The following is a 21388-nucleotide window of genomic DNA, read 5'->3' on the forward strand; positions in this document are numbered from 1 at the left end:
CGCGTCAGCCGAAGCGCGCCATGCGGTCGCGCACGTGGGCGACGAAGGCTTCGCGCCGCGCCTGCGGCGCGCGGTTCATGTCATACAGCGGGAGGTATTCCGCCTTCGCCTTCCAGCCGGTCAGCACGCGCAGGTACCGCGTGACCGCCATGCGCGGCGGGTCGCCCATCAGCAGCGCCGTCCACCAGGGGCGGCCATAGGTGACGATGCCGGCGATGCGGCGGATGTTGGTCAGCGCCGGCTTCGCCACGCCCTCCTCCAGCCGGAAGGAGACGCCGGGGAGGAACACCCGGTCGAAGAAGCCCTTGAGGATGGCCGGCGGGCCGAAGCACCAGGTCGGAAAGACGCAGACGATCGCCTCGGCCTTCTGCACGCGCTCCACCCAGGGCGCGACCAGGCGACGGTTCAGCGCCGGGTCGTGGTAGTCGCGCCGTTCCTCGGCGGAGAGCACCGGGTCGAAGCCTTCGGCATAGAGGTCGCAATCGTCGATCTCGTGCCCCGCCCGGGCCAGGCCTTCGAGTGCCGCCGCGTGCAGCGCGGCGTGGAAGGAATCGGCCAGCGGATGGGCAAAGAGCACGAGCACGCGCATCAGGCGCGGCCCGTCAGCACGGCGATGTCCTCCGGCGCGAGGTCGACCGGCGTGCCGTTGCGGATCAGCTCGGCGAAGCCCTCGTTCGGCGTCATCAGCGTCAGGCAATAGAGCTTCGTCGTGCCGGTGTTCTCGACCACATGCTCGACGCCCGGACGCAGCACGAAGCAGTCGCCGGGGCCGATCGGCATGGTCCTGCCATCTGCCATGGCGATGCCGCTGCCGGCGAGGACGAAGAAGCATTCCTCCGCCGCGATGTGGGTGTTGGGCGGCGTCTTGCCGCCGGGTTCGAAGATCTCGACGACAAGGGTGAAGGACACCCCGTCGGCCAGCGGATCGAGCAGGCAGGCGAAATAGTTCGTGTCCGCGGGCGCGATGCGGAAGCCGCGCAGGTCCGCCGCGCGCTTGCCGATGACGGGTGCGCTCATCATGGGCTCATCGCCTCCATCAGGTCGGTGGATGCCAGGGTGAAGCCGAAGATCTGGTGGATGTTGAGGATCGTCGCCTGGCGGCAGAAATCGGGATTGGTGGTGGCGGCGCAATCCTCGACCAGAAGCGTGTCGAAACCCGCGAAGTTCGCGTCCGCCATGGTGTGCAGCACGCATTGATCCAGGTTGACCCCGGCGAAGAACAGCGTGTCCACGCGCAGGTTGCGCAGGATGCTGTCGAGCGGCGTGTCCCAGAAGCCCGACATGCGGTGCTTGTCGATGCGGATGTCGCGCGGATCGGGCGCGAGTTCGTCCACGACCTGCGCGGACCAGGCGCCGGTCTGCAACACAGGACTGCCCGTGCCTGGCAGCGGATCGCCCAACCCGGCCCCCGCGCCAGACCCATTGTAGACATGCAGCAGCGCCGGCGAGAGGTTCAGCCGATCCGGCCGGCTGCCCCAGTTCACCCAGACGACGGGAACCGACGCCGCGCGCAGGAGCGGCAACAGCGCGCAGAGCGGCGCGATCGGCGCGCGGGCCGGGGCGACATCGACGCCGATCGAGGCGAGCCATCCGTCGCGGTGACAGAAGTCGTTCTGCATGTCGATGACGAGGATCGCGCTTCGCGCGAGGTCGAAGGTCACGCGCTTCGGCCGCGCCGCGACGGTGACGGGCCGCGGCGCGATTGCGGGCCGCACCAAGTCTGCCGCTTCTCCGGACACGCGCCATGTGTTGCGCGGCGATGGCCCGATCGGGATCATGCGAAGATGCTCCAGCGGAGGGGATGATGCGAATCCTGATGATCCATGCCCATCCGCGGAGCGACAGCTATTCTGCCGCCCTCCGCGACGCCGCGCGGGACGCGCTGCTGGCCGCCGGGCACGCCGTCACCGTCCGCGACCTTTATGCCGAGGGCTTCGTCGCCGCGCTGACGGCCGAGGAGCGCGAGCGCTACCACACGGAAGGCGCGAACGAGCGGGGCATCGAATCGCATGTCGCCGATTTGCGGGCGGCGGAGGCGCTGGTCCTCGTCTACCCCACCTGGTGGTACGGCCTGCCGGCGATCCTGAAGGGCTGGTTTGACCGCGTCTGGTCGCCCGGCGTCGCGTTCAGGCTCGGGGACGGCGCGATCGAGCCGCTGCTGACCAACATCACGCGCATCGCGGTGGTGACGACCTATGGCTCGCCGACCTGGCTGCTCTGGTACATCGGCTGGCCGGACAAGAAGCTGATCGGCCGCGGCATCCGCCGGCTCTGCGCGAAGGGCTGCCGGCTCGACTGGCTGTACCTGAACGGGATGGACCGCCGCGGGCGGGCCGAGCTCGACGCCTTCCTCGCGAAGGTGCGGCTGCATTTCAGCCGCTGGTGAGGACGGGGTCGAGTTCCCGCCAGTCCGGCAGCTCCGCCGACAGCACGCGGCCCGCGCGCAGCACGATCCGGTCCGCCTGGGGGCGGGAGAGCAACTCCGTCATGACGCGCGCGCGGAACAGGATCAGGTCGGCGGCGGCACCCGGGCGGATCATGCCGTGGTCCGGCAGCCCCATCGCGCCGGCCGGCGTCGCCGCGGCGGCGCGCGGCCAGTCTCCGAAGGGATGATCCAGGTGCAGGATGCGCGTCGCGGCGCGGAACACCTCGACCATGTCGAGGTCGCCATAGGCGTAGAAGGGGTCGCGCGTGTTGTCGCTGGCGACCGATACGGTAATGCCCGCCGCGCGCATCTCATGCACCAGCGTCACGCCGCGCCAGCGCGGGGTGCGGCCCGGCACGCGGTCCTGCAGGTACATGTTGCACATGGGCAGGACGATGATGGCGATGCCGGCCTCGGCGCAGAGGCGGATCGTCTCCTCGGCGAAGGCATCGGGCTGGAGCGACAGCGCGCAGCAATGGCCGCACTGGATCGGCCGCTTGAAGCCGCGGCGGAGCGCGGTCGCCGCGATCTCCCGCAGCGCGCGGGCGCCTGTCTCCCCGCTCTCGTCCACATGCAGGTCGAGGGCGAGGCCACGGTCCTCCGCCAGCGCGAAGAAGCGGTCCAGCATGGGCTGGAAGTCGGCTGGCATCTCGTCATGGATGCCGCCCGACAGGCGCGTGACCATGCCGAGCACGCCGCCCGAATCGGCGACGATGTCGGCGAGTTCGGCCCCTTCCTCCCCCGCGAAGCGGTCGAGCGGCGCAATCGAGGAGGCCTGCAGCGTAATCCGCCCGGCCCAATCGTCGCGCAGCGCGCGGAACATCGCCCAGGCGTTCGGGGCGTGCGGCATGTAGCTGTCGAGATGCGTCCGCAGCGCGACCGTCCCGTGGGCGTAGGCGGCGCGCAGCGCGAAATCGGCTCGGGCGCGCATGTCATCGACCGACCAGTTGGCGCCGCGATCGGCCATGACGGCGCCGATCGCGCCGCCGAAGGTGCCGTCCGGGTTCGGCATGCGCGGCCAGATATGGCCCTTGTCGATATGGGTGTGGCCATCGACCAGGCCCGGCCAGACCTGGCCGCCATCGAGCGAGGGCCCGTCCGGCGCGCTGCCGGCGGGGGCGATGGCCGCGATGCACCCCGCCTCGATGCGCAGGTCGATCCGCGCCAGGCCCTCCCCATCCGTCGGCAGGCCGGGTGTGCCGGCCAGCAGCGCGGCGGGCGCCCGCGCATCGCGCAGCCAGAAGGCGGACCCCGCGCCGTCCAGCGCCGCCCGCAGTCGATCCATCGCGATGCTCATCGCCGGTCCCCCCGCCCCATCGCGCTCTCATGCCATTTCCGCAGCAGCAGGTGGGAGAGCAGCGTCAACGCCAGGAAGATGGCGATCCCCGTGCCGCTGACCAGCACGAGGGCCGCGAACATGCGCGGGATCTGCAGCTGGTAGCCCGCTTCCAGGATGCGGTAGGCGAGCCCCGAGGCGCTGCCGCCCGTCCCCGCCACGAATTCCGCGACGATCGCGCCGATCAGCGCGAGCCCGCCCGAGATCCGCAGCCCCGCCAGGAAGTACGGCAGGGCGGAGGGCAGCAGCAGCCGCACCAGCACCTGCCAGCGATTCGCGCGATAGAGGCGGAACAGGTCGATCAGGTTGTGGTCGGCCGAGTTCAGCCCGACCGTGGTGTTCGACAGGATCGGGAAGAAGGCGACGATCCAGGCGCAGATCAGCAGGGACAGCGTGACGTCGTTCACCCAGATGATGATCAGCGGCGCGATGGCGACGATCGGCGTCACCTGCAGGATGACGGCGAAGGGGAACAGCGACATCTCGATGATGCGCGACTGCGCGAACAGCACCGCCAGCGCGAGCCCCAGCACCGCGGCGACGGACAGCGCCATGAAGGTGATCTTCAGCGTGATCAGCAGCGAGGTGGACAGCGTGCCCCAGTCCTTCAGCAGCGTCTGCCCGACCAGCAGGGGCCCCGGCAGGATGTAGTGCGGGATGCCGTTCACCCGCACCACTGCTTCCCAGGCGCCGAGGAACAGGAAGGCGATGACGGTCGGCGCCACCACGCGCATCCAGGCGGCCACGCCGGGCAGGGCGGGTAGGGCGCGTTCCGGCGTCGGCTCCTCGCTCATGCCGCGGGCGCCATGGCGCGCGACAGGGCGTGGGAGACGGTCCGGCATTGCGCGGCGTAGTCGGGGGAGGTGCGGAATTCCTCCCCCCGCGGGGTCGGCGCGGTCACCGCGATCTCCTCCGCGATGCGGCCCGGGCGCGGGGCCATGACGACGATGCGCTGCGCGAGGAAGACGCTCTCGAAGACGGAATGCGTCACGAACACCACGGTGAAGCGCTCGGCCTCCCACAACTGGAGGAGGTCGTTGTTGAGCCGGAAGCGGGTGATCTCGTCCAGCGCCGCGAAGGGCTCGTCCATCAGCAGCAGGCGCGGGCGGGTCACCAGCGCGCGGGCGATGGACACGCGCATGCGCATCCCGCCCGACAGTGCGCGGGGATAGGCCTTCTCGAAGCCCTTCAGCTCGACGCGGGCGAGCCATTCGGCGGCGCGGTCCTCCGCCTCGCTGCGCTTCACCCCGGCGAGTTCGAGCGGCAGGGTGACGTTGCGCATCACCGTCGCCCAGGGCATCAGCGTCGGTTCCTGGAAGACGAAGCCGATGTCGCGCTGCGGGTCGCCGGCGGCGTCATGCGCCGCGCTCGGCCAGTCGATCGTCCCGCCGGTCGGCCCCGAAAGGCCGGCCAGGATGCGCAGCAGCGTCGACTTGCCGCAGCCGGACGGGCCCAGCAGCGCCACGAAGTCGCCCGGCAGGATGTCGAGGTCGATGCCGGTGAGCGCCAGCGTCCCCGTGGCGTAGCGCTTCGCGAGTCCGCGAAGCGCTACGAGCGGCCGCGCCGAGCTCACCCCAGACCGACCCGCTTGTTCACGAAGCGGAGCGAATAGGCGCGCTTGACGTCGAGGCCCGGCGGCATCGCGCCGGCGTCGCGCATGGTGGTGTAGAAGGTCTCCCAGCGCTCATCCGTCATGGCGCCGATGCCCAGGCGTTCGGCGTCGCCCGACAGGACGATGCCGCGCTCGTTCATCACCCGCACGGCGTAGGTGATGCGTTCCAGCGTCATGTCCGGGTTGTCGCGGATGATGAGGCGGTTCGCGGCTTCCACGTCCTGGCTGCGCATGTACTGCGTCCAGCCTTCCGCCGTCGCGTCGACGAAGCGCTGCACGAGATCCGTCTTCTCCTCCGTCATGCGGCGGGAGATGTCGATGGTGGTCTGGTAGTTCGGGAAGCCGGCATCGGCGATGAGGTGCACGCGCGGCCGCGCGCCGCCGGCCATGGCCGAGAAGGGCTCGGAGGACAGGAACCCCTGCTGGATCGCGCCCTTGTCGGCGAGGAAGGGCTGGATGTTGAAGGTGTAGGGGCGGATCTGGTCGTCGGTCAGGCCGAAGCGCGCGCGGAGGAAGGGCCAGTACGTCACCCGCCCGCCGGCGCCGATCAGGATCGGCCGGCCGCGCATCTGCTCGAAGCCGGCGATGTTCGCTTCCTCGTGGCTCATCAGGATCTGCGGATCCTTCTGGAAGATCGCCGCGATGGTGAGGAAGGGCACGTTCTCCCGCACGTAGTTCAGCGCCTGGAAGCCGTTCGACATGACCATGTCGACGCGGCCGGCGAGCAGCAGCTGCGCGGGATTCTGCTGCGGCCCGCCCATGCGCAGGTCGCATTCGATCCCGTAGCGCCTGTAGATGCCCGCGGCGACCGCCTGGTAGTAGCCGCCATGCTCGGCCTGGGCGCGCCAGTTCGTCTGGAAGGAGACGCGGTCGAGCGCCTGGGCGGAGGGCACGCGTGCGCCCGTGACCGCGGTCAACGCAAATCCGACGCCACCGCCGATCAGCGCGCGCCGCTCGATCCTGTACCTGGTGCGCATGGCTTCCTCCGCCCTCGTCGACGGCGCCGTGGGCAGCAAGGGACATGCCACGTGCCGCGGCGCGGTTCGCCGCCTGGACATATGGGCGCTGCACATGGCTTGTGCAGGTCCGTCGCATCTGCCTGCCCAAGGCGCAGGCGCCTTGCCGCTTGGCGGAGGGCATTCCCGCGCGCGCCCTGGCACGTTTCTTGGAGCCGAAGCCCCGGGCAACGTGTCGGGACATCGTGGCGCATCTCCTGCTGGACCAGGTCACCAAGCGGTACGGCGCGCAGGCCGTGGTCGACGGGCTGACGCTCGGGGCCGAGGCCGGCGAATGCATCGCGCTGCTCGGCCCGTCCGGCTGCGGCAAGACGACGACGCTGCGCATGGTGGCCGGCTTCGTCGCGCCCGATGGCGGGCGCATCGTGATGGAGGGACGGGCCATCGAGCGCACGCCCCCGCACCGGCGCGGCATCGGCATGGTGTTCCAGAACTACGCCCTGTTTCCGCACATGACCGTCGCGGGGAATGTTGGCTTCGGGCTCGAGATGCGCGGCCTGCCCCGGGCCGAACGCGATGCCCGCGTGGCCGAGGCGCTGGCCATGGTGGGCCTTGCCGCCTTCGCCGCGCGCTATCCCGCGCAATTGTCGGGCGGCCAGCAGCAGCGCGTCGCGCTCGCCCGCGCCCTGGTCATCCGCCCGTCGCTGCTGCTGCTGGATGAGCCGTTGTCGAACCTCGATGCCGGGCTGCGGGTCGAGATGCGGCAGGAAATCGCCGCGCTGCGCCGGCGCACCGGCATCACCACCCTGTTCGTCACGCACGACCAGGAGGAAGCGCTGGCGCTGGCCGACCGGATCGCCGTGCTGAACCACGGGCAGCTGGTGGAATGCGCCACGCCCGCGGAACTGACCGAACATCCGCGCCGCGTCTTCACCGCCGGCTTCCTCGGCGCGCGCACGGTGCTGGCGGGGCGGCTCGATGGCGGGGTGTTCATGCTGGCGCCCGGCCTCGGCCTCGCGCCGCCGGCCGGGGCACCGCGGCAGCCGACGCATCTCGTCCTGCGCGCCGCGCGGCTTCGGTTGGTGCCGCGGGATGACGCGCTGCTCGCCGCCCCCGGCCGCGTCGCGGAGGCCGCCTGGCTGGGCGACGAGGTGGCCTACGAGGTCGCGCTCGACAGCGGCCCACGCATCCGCGTGCTGCGCCCGACGACGGAACCCGCCCTGCCGCCCGGTGCGCCGGTGACGCTTTCGGCCGGCGCGGATGCGCTGACCTTCCTCGAGGACCCTACGGGAGACACCGCATGACCCGCCTGACCCGCCGCCTGATCCTCGGCGCCGGCGCCGCCGCGCCCTTCGCCTTCATGCGCAGCCCCGTCGCGCAGATCCAGCGCGGCCAGGAACTGACCGTCGGCGTCTGGGGCGGCGCGCAGGAACGCATCCTGCGGGAATTCGTCGCCACGCCGCTCGAACAGCAGCACGGGGTGAAGATCAACTTCGTGCTCGGCGGCACGCCGGAACGGCGCGCCCGCGCCTATGCCGAACGCGGCCGTCCGTCCTTCGACATCGTCTACCTGAACATCTTCGAAAGCCGCCAGGCGGTGCGCGACGGGGTGACGCAGGCCGCGACCGACCGCGTGCCGAACGCGGCGAACCTCTATCCGGCCGCGAAGCTCGGCGGCTATGGCGTCGCCTTCAATCCGGTGACGATCGTTTATGACCGGCGCAAGGTGGATGCGCCGATGACGTCGTGGAGAGATTTCTGGCGCCCCGACCTGCGCGGCAAGGTGATCTGGCCGACCTATCCCGGCGCGCAGGGCACCTCGGCGCTGCTGATGGCGGCCAAGGTCTGGGGCGGCAGCGAGAATGACATCGACCCCGCCTTCCGCCAGATCGCGGCGCTGAAGCCCTTCGCCGCCATCCAGGGCAGCCAGGACCAGCTGTTCACCATGTTCGACCAGCAGGTGGGCGCGGCAAGCGTCGAGTTCGGCTCCTTCACCCGCGCCTATGCGGAAGCCCGCAACCCGAACATCGTCATCGCCGACCCGACCGAGGGCCAGGCGCTGGCGACCAACGTCGCCTGCATCACCGTCGGCACGCAGAAGCAGGCGCTGGCCGAGGCCTGGGTGAACCTGCACCTGTCGCCCGAATGCCAACGCGCCTATGCCGAGCGCATCTACTACAGCCCGACCATCCGCAACCTCGACCTGCCGCCCGATCTCCGCGCCAAGCTGATCATGGGGGAGGAGGCGGTCGGCCGCCTTGTCGACTTCGACTGGGACTTGGTGATCCGCAACCAGCCCCGCTGGTCCAGCCGCTTCACGCGCGAGATCGCCGGGTGACCTCGCGCGCCGCGGCGCCGCTGCTCGCGACGCCGTACCTGCTCTGGATGCTCGCGGCCTTCGCCGCGCCGCTCGGCGTGGTCGCGCTGCTGTCCGTGCAGGAAAGCCCCGAGATCTTCGCGCCGCTCTCCTTCATCCCGTCCGGCGTCCAATACGCGGACCTCGCGACGGACCCCTTCAGCCGGCGGACCATCCTGCGCACCCTGGCGCTCGGGGCGGGTGTGACGCTGGCGAGCGCGATCCTCGGCTACCCGATCGCGCTGTGGCTGACGCGCCTGCCGCCACGCTGGCGGCCGCTCGGCTTCGCCTGCGTGCTCGTGCCGCTGCTGACCAATGTGGTGGTGCGCAGCCTGGGCATCATCCTGCTGCTCGCGCCGGGCGGCCTGGTCTCGAATCTTTTGGCCTTCCTGGGGCTGCCGCGGGTGAACCTGCTGTTCGGCTGGTTCGCGGTGGGGCTGGCGCTGACGCAGGTCTTCCTGCCCTACATGGTGCTGGCGCTGTACGACGTGCTGGAGGCGCAGGAAAAGCGCCTGGCGGAAGCCGCCGCGGGGCTCGGCGCCGGGCCGGTCGTGACCTTCTTCCGCGTCACGCTGCCGCTCTCGCTCCAGGGCCTGCGGGCTGGGCTGGTGCTGGTCTTCCTGCTGGCGTCGACGGCCTATGTCTCGGCGACGCTGGTCGGCGGGCGGCAGGTGATGGTCAGCGGCATGGTGGTGCTGAAGGAAGGGCTCGAGATCCTGAACTACCCCGCCGCCTCGGCGCTCGCGATGGTGATGCTGGGGGCCTCGGTGCTCGGCACGCTGCTGATCGGCCGCGCGATCCTGTTCGCCACGCCCTGGAGCGCCGGCCGCCCGCCGCGCCGCCTGCCCGGCCTGCCGCCGGCGTTGCGCCGGGCGTTGGTCGCGGCGCTGGAGGCGGTCGGGCCGCTCGTCGCGCGCCTGCTGCTCGGCATCGCCCTGCTGCTGCTGCTGTTCCCGCTGGTGCTCGTCGCCGTATCCTCCTTCAACGACAGCCCGCAGGCGACGGTGGCGCAGTGGCTCGGCTTCACCTGGCGCTGGTACGCGGCCGTGCTGGGGAATGAGCGCTACCTCGGCGATGCCTGGGTCAGCCTGCAACTCGCGCTCGCCGCGACCGGCGTGTCGCTGCTGATCTCCCTGCCGGCGGCGATCGGCCTGGCGCGCGGAACCTTCCCGGGGCGGGAGGCGCTGGCCGCCTTCTTCATGCTGCCGCTCGCCTTGCCGGGGATCGCGATCGGGCTCGGCATGTTGCGGCTGCTGCAATGGTTCACGCTGCTGCCGGCCTTCCTCGGCATCCTCGCCGTGCATGTCGTGCTGGTCGCGCCCTTCATGCTGGCGATGCTGCGCGCCTCCGTCGCCGGGCTCGACCGGGGGCTCGAGGAAGCGGCGTCGGGCCTCGGCGCGCCGCCCTGGCGCGTCTTCCAGCGCGTGGTGCTGCCGCAACTGGCGCCGGGGATCGCCGTCGCCTGCCTGATCGGCTTCCTGATCTCCTTCGGGGAGGTGACGGTGACGGCCTTCCTGACCACGGCGCGGCTGCAGACGCTGCCGGTGCGGATCTATGCGGAGGCGGCCTTCAGCCTGGAGAACACGGTGAACGCGATTTCCACCGTCTTCATCCTCGTGACGGTGCTGCTGCTGCTGGCGATGCACCGGCTTGTCCCGCTCGACCGCGTCTGGCGGCGATGAGAGGATGGCGACCATGCTGACCGAGACCGACACGCGCCTGCTGCGGCGGGCGATCGCCCTGGCTGCCGAGGCGCGAGCCCGCGGCGACCGCCCCTTCGCCTGCGTCATCGCCGATGCCGGGGGTGCCGTCATCGCGGAAGCGGGGTCGATGCAGGGTGCTTCCGGCGCCGGCACGCTGGCGCATTCGGAGATGAACGCGCTGACCGCGGCGCTGGCGGCGGGCACGCCCCGGGCCAGGATGCGCGCGGGCACCATGTATTCCTCGGGCGAGCCCTGCGCGATGTGCGCCGCGGCCGCCTTCTACGCGGGCGTCGGGCGCGTGGTGTACGGACTTTCGGCCGGCGCGATCCTGCACCTGCGCAATGCCCAGGCGCATACGGCGGGGCTGTCGCTTTCCTGTCGCGCGGTGCTGGACACGGCGGCCGAACCCGTCGCCGTCATCGGCCCCTGCCTGGAGGAGGAAGCGGCGGTCCCCCACCAGGGATACTGGACGGATGGCGCGGCATGACCGGCCGCCCCTTGTGGGTGCGCGGGAATTCCGTGCAGGCTTGCGCGGCCGCCTGTATCGTCGGGCAGGGATGACGGGCTGACCTGGACAATCTGCGGCGCATGAAGGCCGCAAAAGGGCAAAGCTCGAGGCAGGACTGGGAGACAGGGCATGAGCGAAGACCATCTGCGCGAGATGATCGGGCGCGTGAAGCGCGGCACGCTGACACGGCGCGGCTTCGTCCGGCGCATGGCGGCGCTGGGCTTCACCGCGCCCATGGCGACGCAGCTGCTGGCCATCGCCGGCGCGGCGCCGGCCGCGGCGCAATCCGTGCCGGCCTATCGCCCGACCCGGCGCGGCGGCGGCGGCGCGCTGAAGATCCTGTACTGGCAGGCGGCGACGCTGCTGAACCCGCATTTCGCGGCCGGCACGACGAACCAGGACGCGGCGCGCGTCTTCTATGAACCGCTGGCCGGCTGGGCTTCCGACGGCACGCTGCACCCGATCCTCGCGGCCGAGATCCCGTCGATCGAGAATGGCGGCCTGTCGCAGGACGGGCGGTCGGTCACCTGGAAGCTCAAGCGCGGCGTGAAGTGGCACGACGGGCAGGATTTTTCGGCCGACGACGTGGTGTTCAACTGGGAATACGCCCGCAGCGCGGCCGTGGCGGCGGTCACCTCCGGGTCCTACCGCGACGTCAACGTCGTGAAGGTGGACGACCATACGGTGCGGGTGGAATTCGCCCAGCCGACGCCCTTCTGGGCGGATGCGTTCGTGGCCGCGACCGGGCAGATGATCCCGAAGCACATGTTCCAGGGCTTCGCCGGCGCCAATTCGCGCGACGCGCCGGCCAACCTGCGCCCGGTCGGCACCGGCCCCTACCGCTTCGTCTCCTTCGCGCCGGGCGACCTGCTGCGCGGGGAGCTGAACCAGAACTACCACATGGACAACCGGCCATTCTTCGACACGCTCGAGATCAAGGGCGGCGGCGACGCCGTCTCGGCCGCGCGCGCCGTGCTGCAGACCGGCGACTTCGACTATGCCTGGAACATGCAGGTCGAGGACGAGATTCTGAAGCGCCTGGAAGCCGCCGGCCGCGGCAAGGTGAACATCGTCGAGGGCGGCGGCATCGAGTTCGTGCAGCTCAACGCCACCGACCCGAACCGTGAGATCGACGGCGAGCGTTCCCACATCAGCACCCAGCACCCCGCCTTCCGCGACCCCGCGGTGCGGGAGGCGATGGCGCTGCTGATCGACCGCAACGCGCTGGAGCAGTTCATCTACGGCCGCGGCGGCCCAGCGACGGCCAACTTCCTGAACAACCCGCCGCGCTTCCGCTCGCCCAACATGCGCTGGGAATTCAGCATCCAGAAGGCGAACGAGATCCTGGACCGCGCCGGCTGGGCGCGCGGGCGGGACGGCATCCGCGCCAAGGACGGCGTTCGGCTGCGCTTCGTCTACCAGACCTCGGTCAACGCGCCGCGCCAGCGCACCCAGGCGGTGTACAAGCAGGCTGCGCAGCGCGCGGGCATCGACCTCGAGCTGAAGTCGGTCGTCGCCTCCGTCTTCTTCTCGTCGGACGTCGCTAACCCGGACACCTACACCAAGTTCTACGCCGACGTGCAGATGTACACGACGACGATGCCGCAGGCGGACCCCGAGCGGTTCATGAACCAGTACGTGTCCTGGGAGATGTCGACCAAGGCCAACAGCTGGCAGGGTCGCAACATCGTCCGCTGGCGGAGCGAGGAGTACGACCGCATCTTCCGCGCGGCGCAGTCCGAGCTCGACCCGGTGAAGCGCGCGGCGATGTTCATCCAGCTGAACGACCTCGTCGTCGGCTCGAACCACATCATCCCGCTGGTCAGCCGCCCGACCGTCAGCGCGAGCCTGAACAACCTCCGGCACGTGCTGAGCGCCTGGGACGGGACGCTCTGGCTGCTCGGCGACTGGTGGCGCGAGACCTGATCCGTCCCGCGTGACCCAGTACCTCATCCGGCGCCTGCTGATCGCGATCCCGAGCCTGCTCGGGATCAGCGTCATCCTCTTCACGGTGCTCGCCCTCGCCCCGGGCGACCCGTTCGAGGAGCTGGCGACGAACCCCGCCGTGCCGCCCGATGTCCGCGCGCAACTGCGCGCGAGCCTCGGTCTCGATGACCCGATCCATGAGCGCTATGTCAGCTGGCTGCTGGCCATGCTGCGGGGCGACTGGGGCTATTCCTTCGTCAGCCGCATCCCGGTCGACCAGCTCATCATGCAGCGGCTGCCCACCACCGTCGCGGTGATCGGCGCATCGCAGGTGCTGGCGCTGTGCATCGCGCTGCCGGTCGGCGTCTATGCCGCGACGCGGCCCTATTCCATCTTCGACCAGATCGCGAACACGCTGGCCTTCGTCGGCTTCTCGCTGCCCACCTTCTTCACCGGGCTGCTGATGATCCTACTGTTCTCGATCACGCTGGACTGGCTGCCCTTCGTCTATTCGACGAACATCACCTCTTCCGGCTGGCGCTGGTGGTGGGACCACATCCGCCAGGCGATCATGCCGGTGCTGGTGTTGGGCCTGTTCCAGGGCGCGGCGTGGACGCGCTACGTGCGATCCGCCGTGCTGGATGTCATTCGGCTCGACCACGTGACGACGGCGCGCGCGAAGGGCCTGCCGGAGACGCGGATCACCATGCGCCATGTGGTGCGCAACGCGATGATCCCGGTGGTCACGCTGGTCGCGCTGCAGATGCCGGCGGTGTTCGGCGGCGCGATCGTGACGGAGCAGATCTTCCGCGTGCCGGGCATCGGATCGCTGCTGATCAGCGCCATCCTCGCCAACGACACGCCGGTCATCATGGCCGTCACCTTCGTCTTCGCCGGCCTCGTCATCTTCTTCAACCTGATCGCGGACATCCTGTATGGCTGGCTCGATCCCCGCATCAGCTACCGCTAGCGCCCCCGCCCGCCCGCGGATCGGGCCGTGGGGGGAGGCATGGCGCCGCTTCCGCAAGCACCGGCTTGCGGTCGTCAGCGCGGCGATCCTGCTGATGCTGATCCTCGCGGTGCTCGTGGGGCCGCTCGTCTGGCGCGTGCCGATCGACGAGATCGACTTCACCGCGCGGCTGCAAGGCCCGTCCTGGGAGCATCCGCTGGGGACCGACGACCTCGGCCAAGACCTGCTGGCGCGCATCCTCTATGGCGGGCGCATCTCGCTGGCGGTCGGCTTCACGGCGATGCTGGTCGCCGTCTTCCTCGGAACCTTCGTCGGCGCGGTCGCCGGCATGGCGGGCGGCAAGCTCGACGCGGCGCTGATGTGGCTGACCGACCTGTTCCTGTCCCTGCCGCAGCTGCCGCTGCTGCTGCTGATCATCTACCTGTTCCGCGACTCCCTGAAGGACGTCGTGGGGCCGGAGATGGGCGTCTTCATCCTCATCGTCGCGGTCATCGGCCTGTTCAACTGGATGCCGGTCGCGCGCCTGGTGCGCGCGCAGTTCTTCTCGCTGCGGGAGAAGGAGTTCGTCGAGGCCGCGCGCGCCCTCGGCGCTTCGCGCCTGCGCCTTGTGATGCGCCATATCCTGCCGAACGCCCTCGGGCCCGTCATCGTCGCGGCGACGATCGACGTGGCGGCCGCGATCATCGCCGAGAGCACGCTCTCCTTCCTCGGCCTCGGCTTCCCGCCGGACATCCCGACCTGGGGGCGGCTGCTGTTCGACGCCAAGGACAACCTCGATTTCGCGCCGCACTGGGCGCTGTTCCCGGGGCTCGCCATCTTCCTCACCGTTGTCAGCATCAATTTCGTGGGCGACGGGCTGCGCGACGCGCTCGACCCGAGGCGCGTCCTGTGACCGGCCGCCTGCTCGAGATCTCCGGCCTCAAGGTCCATTTCCGGACGGATGACGGGATGGTCCGCGCCGTGGACGGCGTGGACATCGGCGTCGACCGCGGGGAGACGGTCTGCGTCGTCGGCGAATCCGGCTGCGGCAAGACGGTCACGGCCAAGACCGTGCTCAAGCTGATCGACATGCCGCCCGGCCGCATCGTGGCGGGCAGCATCCTCTGGCAGGGGCGGGACCTGGTGCCGCTGCCGCCGGCCGCGATGCGCGCCATACGGTCGAAGGAGATCGGCTTCATCTTCCAGGAGCCGATGACCTCGCTGAACCCCGTCTACACCGTGGGCGACCAGATCGCCGAGACGGTGCGCCAGCATGAAGGGATGTCCCGCCGCGCCGCGATGGACCGGGCGGCGGAGATGCTCGCCCTGGTGAACATCCCGAACGCCTCGCGCCGCGTGCACGACTATCCGCACCAGTTCTCCGGCGGCATGCGCCAGCGCGTGATGATCGCCATGGCGCTGTCCTGCAACCCGAAGATGGTGATCGCGGACGAACCGACCACCGCGCTCGACGTGACGATCCAGGCGCAGATCCTCGACCTGCTGAACGAGATGAAGCAGCGGCTGGGCATGGCGGTGCTGCTCATCACCCACGCGATGGGCGTGGTGGCGGAAACGGCGCAGCGCGTCGTCGTCATGTACGCCGGCAAGGTGGTGGAGGAAGCGCCGGTCGGCGAGCTGTTCGCCCGCCCGCTGCATCCCTACACCCAGGGGCTGATCCGCTCGATCCCGCGCCTGGATCTCGCCGCCACCGAGCATCGGCGCCTGGAAGCGATTCCCGGCACGGTGCCGAGCCTGCTCAACCCGCCCGCGGGCTGCCGCTTCGCCGCGCGCTGCCGGCACGCGACCCCCGAATGCAGCGCCGCCGAGCCGCCGCTGCGGGAAGCCGCGCCCGGCCACAAGGTCGCCTGCATCCACGCCGAGGCCATCGCCGCATGACGCAGCCCCTGCTCCGCGTCGACAAGCTCGTGAAGCGCTTCGCCGTGAAGGGTGGCGTGCTCCGCCGCACCGTGGGGGAGGTGCATGCCGTCTCGGGCGTTTCCTTCGACCTGGCACCTGGCGAGACGCTCGGCCTGGTGGGGGAATCCGGCTGTGGGAAATCCACCACGGGGCGCCTCATCCTGCGGCTGATCGAGCCGACCGCGGGGCAGGTCTGGTTCGACGGCAAGGACATCACGGCGCTCGACGAGAAGCAGATGATCGCGCTGCGCCGCGACATGCAGATCATCTTCCAGGACCCCTACGCCTCGCTCAACCCTCGAATGACTGTCGGCGCCATCATCGGGGAGGCGCTGGTCATCCACGGCCTCGCCAGGACGGCGCGGGAGCGGGAGGAACGCGTCGTCGAGCTGCTCGAGACGGTCGGCATGAACGCCGACCAGATGCGCCGCTTCCCGCATGAATTCTCGGGTGGCCAGCGCCAGCGCATCGGCATCGCGCGCGCCCTCGCCGTCTCCCCCAAGCTGATCGTGTGCGACGAGCCGGTCTCGGCGCTCGACGTCTCGATCCAGGCGCAGGTGGTGAACCTGCTCGAGGACCTGCAGGAGAAATACGGCCTCACCTACCTGTTCATCGCGCATGACCTCTCGGTGGTGGAGCACATCAGCGACCGCGTCGCGGTGATGTATCTCGGCCGGATCGTGGAGATCGCCTCGGCCCGCGGGCTCTACACCGATCCGCTGCATCCCTATACGGAAGCGCTGCTCTCGGCCGTGCCGATCCCGGATCCGACGGTGAAGCGCCAGCGCATCCGGCTGGAAGGGGATGTGCCGAGTCCGCTCAATCCGCCGCCGGGCTGCAATTTCCACACGCGCTGCCCGATCGCCGATGCCGGCGCCTGCCGGTCCGAGGTGCCGGAACTGCGCGAAGTGCGCGCGGGTCATTTCGTCGCCTGCCACAAGCGCGGCTGACGGCCGGCCGTAACCTTCGGGAAAGGCCGGCGCGCGAGACTGCGGCGTTTTCCGCTGCAGGAGGCAGCCCATGGTCGCCCTTTCCTTTCGCGCGCTGACGCGCGGCGCCGCACCCCGAATCAAGGTCGTGGACATCGGCGCCAATCCGATCGATTCCGAACCGCCCTATGCCGGCATGCTCCGCGCCGGCGAGGCCGAGGTGGTCGGCTTCGAGCCGAACCGCGCCGCGCTTGCCACGCTCGATGCGCGCAAGGGCCCGCTGGAGAGCTACTTCCCCCACGCCGTCGGCGATGGCGCGCGCCACACGTTGCGCATCTGCCAGGCGCCGGGCATGACCTCGCTGCTCGAGCCCGACCCCGCGGTGCTTTCGCTGTTCCACGGCTTCCCCGAATGGGGGCGCGTGATCGCGACCGAGGAGGTGGACACGGTCCGGCTCGACGACGTGCCCGAGACGGCGGGCGCGGACATGCTGAAGCTCGACATCCAGGGCGCCGAGCTGATGGTGCTGCGCAACGCGGTGGCGCGGCTCGCCGACGCGCTGGTGATCCAGGCGGAGGTCGAGTTCCTGCCGCTCTACAAGGGCCAGCCCTTGTATGGGGAGATGGAGACTTTCCTCGCCGGCCACGGCTTCCGCCTGCACCGCTTCTTCCCGACGGTCAGCCGCGCGATCCAGCCCATGATGGTCAACAACGACCCCTATGCCGGCATGGGCCAGCTCGTCTGGGCCGATGCGGTCTTCATTCGCGACCTGACGCGTCTCGACGCGCTGTCCGACCGGCAATTGCTGGCGATGGCGGCGATCCTGCACGAATGCTACGGCAGCGCGGATGTCGTGTTCCGCCTGCTGGGCGAGCACGACGCGCGCCAGGGCGGCGCGCTTGCCGGGGGCTACCTCCAGGGCATGCAGCAGCGGGCGGCGTGACCGCCCGCGCCCGTCAGGGGCGCAGGCGGATCCGCTCGTAGGCGGCCTCGATGCGGCGGGCGAAGCCGGCCGCGTCGCCGACCGTCCGTGCCCAGGCATCGCCCGCCAGCGCGGTCTTCACCCGCGCATGATGCGCGGGATCGAGCGCATGGGCGCAGGCGATCTCCACATACTCGTCCACGCTCGTCGCGGAGTTGCCGGGAAGCCCGATCGCGCGCAGCAGCGCGGTCGCCATCCGGGCGGCGAACGCGCGTCCGGCGAGCGTGACGATCGGCAGGCCCATGCGCAGCGCGTCGCTCGCCACCGTGCCGGCATTGTAGGGCGTGGTGTCGAGGAACAGGTCCGCGAGGCCGAGCCGCGCGCGATACCGCGCCGGGTCGCAGCGCGTGGCGAACAGGATGCGCGCCGGATCGACCCCCGCCGCCTGCGCCGCCCGGCGCAGATTGGCGATGCCGGTCGCGTTGTCCTCGGTCAGCCACAGCACGCTGCGCGGCGCCCGCGCCATGATGCGCATCCAGGCGCCGAAGACCGTGGGCGTGATCTTGTAGAAATTGTTGAAGCAGCACAGGACGAAGGCGTCCTCCGGCAGGCCCTCGCTGGCGCGCGTCACCACGGGCAGGGCGGGCGGCTGGCCGTCATTCGCCTGGTAGAGCCCATCCAGCGGCAGCGGCCGCGGCGCGTAGCCGTCATCCTCGGCTTCCGGCACCACGTCCCGGTCGCAGATCATCCAGTCGAGTTCGGGCAGCGGCACCGGGCCGACATAGCCGAGATAGGTCGCCTGCACCGGGGCCGGCTTCCAGCGCAGCGCGCCCAGCCGCGCCCCGCGCGTCAGCCCGTTGAGGTCGACCAGGATGTCGATCTCGTCGGCGCGGATGCGGCGCGCCAGCTGCTCGTCGGTCAGCTGCCGTACGGGCACATGGTGGTCGAAGGCGGCGAGGATGCGCGCGCGCAGCTCGCTGCCATCCTCCTCCGTGGTGCAGTAGCCGAACACCTCGAAGCGGCTGCGGTCGTGCCGTTCCAGCAGCTCGACGATCAGCGTGCCCATGGCGTGGCGGCAGAAATCGGAGGAGAGGTAGCCGACGCGGATGCGGTCATGCGCATAGCCCTGCGGCGGCGCGAGCCGTTCCGGCGCCGCCGGCACCTTGCGCGCGATCCAGGCCGCGCCGATGCGCGTCTGCAGCGCGGGGTCGTCGGTCAGCGCGAGCGCGCCGAGCGGCCCGCCCATCAGCGCCAGCGTCTCCGCGTCCAGGCCAGGAAGGCCGCCGCCGTCGAGCGGCCACATGCAGCCCTTCTGCCGCAGATGCGACCAATGCTGCACCACGTCGGGCTGCTGCGGATCAAGCTGCAGGCTCTGCCGCAGCGTCGCCTCGGCTTCCGCGTAGCGCTTCTGGTTCTCGAACAGCCGGCCGCGATGGTTGAGCAGCGGCAGGCGCGCCTCGACCGGCTGCAGCGCGGCCTCCCAGGTGGCGAGCGCTTCCTCCTGCCTGCCTTCCGCTTCCAGCGCGAGGCCGAGATTCACCGCGGCCTGGTGCAGGTCCGGCTTCATCGCCAGCGCCTGGCGATAGGCGATCATCGCGCCCTGCCGGTCGCCGCCGGCGCCAAGCTGCACGCCGAGGTTGAACCAGGCGGCGAAGCGCTGCGGGGATGCCGGGTTGGCGGTGAGCCAGGCGCGGTAGAGGCCGATCGCATCCGCCGGCGGCAGGCCTTCGAGGCGCGGCATCAGCGCCTCCAGCCCCATGCCGGCAAGCGGGACCTGGGTCGCGGTGTCGAGCGGGGCCATGGCTCAGCCCTCCTGCGCAGAAGGATGGAAGCGGCGGTCGGCCGGCAGGGCCGCGAAGGCGTGGCGCCGCGCGACCGCGTCGCGCCAGCGCGCCTCGTAGTCGGGGCGGAAGCCGGTCTCGACCATCGGGTCGTCGAGCTCGGCGCCCAGTTCGAGATAGGTGTCGAGGTTCGTCATATCCGGCCGCGGCAGCCGGCCCTCGGCGAAGTCCCGCCACATGCCGCGGAACAGGCCTTCGAGCTCGCGCACCAGGCGCGGCGTGTCGAACAGCGTCGCCGTCGCGCGCCCTTCCAGCAGCCGGGCCCGCAGCGCCGTCAGCGCCGCGCGGTCCTGACCGAGGGCGACGGCGCGCGCGACGTATTCGTCCGGCGTGGCGCAGACGAGGTCCGGCAGGCCGGCCGCATGCACCAGGCTGCCGCAGACCCGCGCGGCGAAGGACCGGCCCGGCACCGTCAGCACCGGCACGCCCATCCACAGCGCGTCCGACGCCGTGGTGTGCGCGCCATAGGGCACGGTGTCGAGGAACAGGTCGGCCAGCGCATAGCGCGCGAGGTGGTCATGCGCGCCGACGACGGGGGCGAAGACCAGCCGTTCCGGCGCGACGCCGGCCTGGGATGCCGCGTTGCGCAGCCGCGCCTCGACCTCCTCGCTGCTCTTCAGCAGCCAGAGCACGCTGCCCGGCACCTGGCGCAGGATCGCCATCCAGCGGCCGAAGACGAAGGGCGTCAGCTTCTGCGTGCCGTTGAAGGAGCAAAAGACCGTGCCTTCGGCTGGCAGGCCCGCGGCCTCGCGCGTCGGTGCGCGGTCCGTCGCGGTCGGGCGCAGCCGGTCGTTGGGCTGGTAGCAGGGCAGGCGCACGACCGTCTCGGAGTAGTAGCGCTCGCTGCCGGGCGGGACGATCTGCGCGTCGGCGATGATGTAGTGGTGGAAGGGGCTGCCCATGCTGCCCGGATAGCCGAGCCAGTTGACGATGACCGGCGCCGGCCGGCGCGCGAGCAGCCGCGTGCGCGCGCTGCGCGTATGGCCGTTCACGTCGACCAGGATGTCGATGACGTCGGCCAGCATCATCGCTTCGGCCGCGTCGTCGTCCAGCGCGCCGATGTCGCGCCAATGCTCGACGGTGTCGCGTATGCGCGCCTTGGTCGCATCCTCCTTCGCGACGCCGCAGTAATAGGCGAAGACCTCCACCGTCTCACGGTCGTGCAGGCCGAACATCTCGGCCATCAGCGACCCGATCGCGTGTTCCCGCAGGTCGGAGGAGAGGTAGCCGATCCGCAGCCGCCGCCCGGGCACCTGGCCGATGCGGTCCGCGAAATCGGCGGTGGTGCGGAAGCGCGTCGGCCAGCCCGCATCCTCCTTGCAATGCGCGTAGGACACGGCGAGCTGCATCATCGGGTCGTCGGCGTGGCAGCAGATGGTCAGCGGCGCCATGCGGCGGAGCATCGCCGGACGGTCGAGCCCCGCGAGCGGCACCACCGCCGGCCATTGGCACTGACGCTGGCGCAGCGCGATCCAGTGCTGCGCCACGTCGCGCTGGCCGGGGGAGATCTCGATCGCCTGGCGCAACGCTTCCTCGGCCGGGGCGAGCTGGCGGCTGCCTTCGAGCATGGTCGCCATCTGCTTCAGCGCCGCGACCTTGTAGGTCAGGCCATCGGCGGTGACGGCCGAAAGGCTGCCGGTGACGTGCGACCACTGGGTGAAGGCCTCGACCGCCGCGCCCATGCGTTCATAGGTCGCGCCGAGGTTGATGTAGGGCGGCAGGAAGCCGGGGTTGCGCCGGATCGCGGCCACGAAGGCCTCGGCCGCGCCGCGCAGGTCGTCGAGCGAGGACAGCAGGACGCCCTGGTTGAACAGGACGACGTGCAGCAGCGGATCGTCAGGGTTGAGTGCTGCGTAGTCGCGATACAGTTCCGCCGCCAGCGCCACCTGGCCAGAGGCGGAGAGCGCCTGCGCGCTCGCCACCAGCTCGGCAATGCCCATTCTGGCCATGCCCGCTTCTCCCAGTTCTTGGGTCTCGCGCGGCCCATCCCCGGGCCGCGCGGCAG

20 protein-coding genes are annotated in these 21388 nt (G+C 70.6%); 11 read left to right on the forward strand and 9 right to left on the reverse strand.

All coding sequences use genetic code 11. The features are described from left to right. Positions 1–4 precede the first annotated feature (4 nt). From J5Y09_RS00280 to J5Y09_RS00290, 3 genes are read right to left on the reverse strand one after another with little or no spacing between them, the layout of a single operon-like run. A complete protein-coding gene (locus J5Y09_RS00280; RefSeq protein ID WP_209349718.1) occupies positions 5–589 on the reverse strand; it encodes an NAD(P)H-dependent oxidoreductase in 585 nt (194 codons plus the stop codon). After that, positions 589–1020, reverse strand: coding sequence for a cupin domain-containing protein (locus J5Y09_RS00285; RefSeq protein ID WP_245216711.1), 432 nt, complete (start codon positions 1018–1020; stop codon positions 589–591). The genes J5Y09_RS00280 and J5Y09_RS00285 overlap by 1 nt, the downstream gene beginning before the upstream one ends. After that, a complete protein-coding gene (locus J5Y09_RS00290) occupies positions 1017–1715 on the reverse strand; it encodes a cysteine hydrolase family protein (protein ID WP_342451381.1) in 699 nt (232 codons plus the stop codon). The genes J5Y09_RS00285 and J5Y09_RS00290 overlap by 4 nt, the downstream gene beginning before the upstream one ends. Before the next feature lie 101 nt (positions 1716–1816). On the opposite strand from J5Y09_RS00290, the gene J5Y09_RS00295 reads away from it, so the two are divergent. Beyond that, complete coding sequence (locus J5Y09_RS00295; RefSeq protein WP_245216713.1) at positions 1817–2386, forward strand: NAD(P)H-dependent oxidoreductase; 570 nt, start codon at positions 1817–1819, stop codon at positions 2384–2386. Here J5Y09_RS00295 and J5Y09_RS00300 read toward each other — a convergent pair. The 4 genes from J5Y09_RS00300 to J5Y09_RS00315 are packed head-to-tail and all read right to left on the reverse strand — an operon-like array spanning position 2373 to position 6350. Continuing rightward, a complete protein-coding gene (locus J5Y09_RS00300; RefSeq protein ID WP_245216714.1) occupies positions 2373–3722 on the reverse strand; it encodes a cytosine deaminase in 1350 nt (449 codons plus the stop codon). The two genes, J5Y09_RS00295 and J5Y09_RS00300, sit on opposite strands and share 14 nt — an antisense overlap. Further along, complete coding sequence (locus J5Y09_RS00305) at positions 3719–4555, reverse strand: ABC transporter permease (RefSeq protein ID WP_245216715.1); 837 nt, start codon at positions 4553–4555, stop codon at positions 3719–3721. Before J5Y09_RS00305 ends, J5Y09_RS00300 begins: the two co-directional genes overlap by 4 nt. Next, the gene (locus J5Y09_RS00310) at positions 4552–5334 is read right to left on the reverse strand and encodes an ABC transporter ATP-binding protein (RefSeq protein ID WP_209349720.1); all 783 of its coding nucleotides are present in this window, start codon (positions 5332–5334) and stop codon (positions 4552–4554) included. The genes J5Y09_RS00305 and J5Y09_RS00310 overlap by 4 nt, the downstream gene beginning before the upstream one ends. Further along, positions 5331–6350: an ABC transporter substrate-binding protein gene (locus J5Y09_RS00315; RefSeq protein WP_209349721.1), complete on the reverse strand. Its 1020-nt coding sequence runs from the start codon at positions 6348–6350 to the stop codon at positions 5331–5333. The genes J5Y09_RS00310 and J5Y09_RS00315 overlap by 4 nt, the downstream gene beginning before the upstream one ends. Positions 6351–6574: 224 nt before the next feature. On the opposite strand from J5Y09_RS00315, the gene J5Y09_RS00320 reads away from it, so the two are divergent. From J5Y09_RS00320 to J5Y09_RS00365, 10 genes are all read left to right on the forward strand, one after another. Continuing rightward, a complete protein-coding gene (locus J5Y09_RS00320) occupies positions 6575–7633 on the forward strand; it encodes an ABC transporter ATP-binding protein (RefSeq protein WP_342451367.1) in 1059 nt (352 codons plus the stop codon). Beyond that, positions 7630–8667 carry an extracellular solute-binding protein gene (locus tag J5Y09_RS00325; RefSeq protein ID WP_209349723.1) on the forward strand — a complete coding sequence of 346 codons (1038 nt, stop codon included), beginning with the start codon at positions 7630–7632 and terminating at the stop codon, positions 8665–8667. The genes J5Y09_RS00320 and J5Y09_RS00325 overlap by 4 nt, the downstream gene beginning before the upstream one ends. Further along, positions 8664–10367: an ABC transporter permease subunit gene (locus J5Y09_RS00330; protein ID WP_209349724.1), complete on the forward strand. Its 1704-nt coding sequence runs from the start codon at positions 8664–8666 to the stop codon at positions 10365–10367. Before J5Y09_RS00325 ends, J5Y09_RS00330 begins: the two co-directional genes overlap by 4 nt. A gap of 13 nt (positions 10368–10380) precedes the next feature. After that, positions 10381–10875, forward strand: a complete 495-nt coding sequence (locus J5Y09_RS00335) for a deaminase (protein WP_209349725.1) — start codon at positions 10381–10383, stop codon at positions 10873–10875. Between the two features lie 150 nt (positions 10876–11025). Next, positions 11026–12822 carry a peptide ABC transporter substrate-binding protein gene (locus tag J5Y09_RS00340; RefSeq protein WP_209349726.1) on the forward strand — a complete coding sequence of 599 codons (1797 nt, stop codon included), beginning with the start codon at positions 11026–11028 and terminating at the stop codon, positions 12820–12822. Between the two features lie 10 nt (positions 12823–12832). Beyond that, entirely contained in the window at positions 12833–13792 is a 960-nt protein-coding gene (locus J5Y09_RS00345) for an ABC transporter permease (protein ID WP_209349727.1), read from the forward strand. Further along, entirely contained in the window at positions 13758–14684 is a 927-nt protein-coding gene (locus J5Y09_RS00350) for an ABC transporter permease (protein ID WP_209349728.1), read from the forward strand. Before J5Y09_RS00345 ends, J5Y09_RS00350 begins: the two co-directional genes overlap by 35 nt. A 56-nt stretch (positions 14685–14740) precedes the next feature. After that, a complete protein-coding gene (locus J5Y09_RS00355) occupies positions 14741–15670 on the forward strand; it encodes an ABC transporter ATP-binding protein (protein ID WP_209350126.1) in 930 nt (309 codons plus the stop codon). Further along, the gene (locus J5Y09_RS00360) at positions 15667–16641 is read left to right on the forward strand and encodes an ABC transporter ATP-binding protein (protein WP_209349729.1); all 975 of its coding nucleotides are present in this window, start codon (positions 15667–15669) and stop codon (positions 16639–16641) included. Before J5Y09_RS00355 ends, J5Y09_RS00360 begins: the two co-directional genes overlap by 4 nt. A 70-nt stretch (positions 16642–16711) precedes the next feature. Beyond that, positions 16712–17563, forward strand: coding sequence for an FkbM family methyltransferase (locus tag J5Y09_RS00365; RefSeq protein WP_209349730.1), 852 nt, complete (start codon positions 16712–16714; stop codon positions 17561–17563). Positions 17564–17576: 13 nt separating this feature from the next. Here the strand turns inward: J5Y09_RS00365 and J5Y09_RS00370 are convergent, their stop codons facing one another. Together J5Y09_RS00370 and J5Y09_RS00375 are read right to left on the reverse strand one after the other, a co-directional pair. Beyond that, complete coding sequence (locus J5Y09_RS00370; RefSeq protein WP_209349731.1) at positions 17577–19343, reverse strand: O-linked N-acetylglucosamine transferase, SPINDLY family protein; 1767 nt, start codon at positions 19341–19343, stop codon at positions 17577–17579. 3 nt (positions 19344–19346) lie between these two features. Then, positions 19347–21332: an O-linked N-acetylglucosamine transferase, SPINDLY family protein gene (locus tag J5Y09_RS00375; protein ID WP_209349732.1), complete on the reverse strand. Its 1986-nt coding sequence runs from the start codon at positions 21330–21332 to the stop codon at positions 19347–19349. Between the last annotated feature and the right edge of the window lie 56 nt (positions 21333–21388).

This window comes from Roseomonas nitratireducens (genome assembly GCF_017813355.1).
Taxonomy (GTDB): domain Bacteria; phylum Pseudomonadota; class Alphaproteobacteria; order Acetobacterales; family Acetobacteraceae; genus Neoroseomonas; species Neoroseomonas nitratireducens.